Raw genomic sequence first — 508 nt, 5'->3', positions numbered from 1 at the left:
GACCTGACCACCGCGTGGACCGCCTTCCACGCCCAGGCCGAACTCCTGCACACCGCCACCGACAACCTCGCCGACGCCCAGCGGCGGCTGAACCTGAGCACCGCCTCCCGCTGGCAGGCCAACCTGGAGCACAAGGCCGCCGTAGCAACCCACGAGGAGGCACGGCTCGCGGTCACGAGCAGGACCGACGACCACCGGCGGGCGGTGAAGACGGCCGCCGAGTCCACCGAGGCCGAGCGCGAGGCGAAGGAGCTGGTCGCACGGCTGGAGCAGCAGCTCTCGGAGGCCCGGGGGACCATCACGACACGGCCGGCGGAGATCTCGGAGAACGAGCGGAAAGAGGCTCAGGGCCGCCACGACCTCCGGACGGCCCTGGCCGCGCTGACACAGGCCGAGGACGTCGTGCGCAAAGAGCGCGTCGCCGCAGTACGGGCCGCCGCCGAACAGGCCGCGCAGGACGGGCAGCAGGGCGGGCAGTCGAGTACGGCCCCCGCACCCACCCCCGTAC

The 508-nt window shown here is 73.2% G+C and carries 1 pseudogene; it reads left to right on the top strand.

The features are described from left to right. Positions 1-508, top strand: a pseudogene (locus tag ACNFOC_RS55150) (hypothetical protein); the annotation flags it as partial.

It is taken from the genome of Streptomyces colwelliae, assembly GCF_048158785.1.
Classification (GTDB): domain Bacteria; phylum Actinomycetota; class Actinomycetes; order Streptomycetales; family Streptomycetaceae; genus Streptomyces.
Note: the sequence above shows the minus strand (reverse complement) of the source record. Positions and strands in the feature narration are given on the sequence as shown.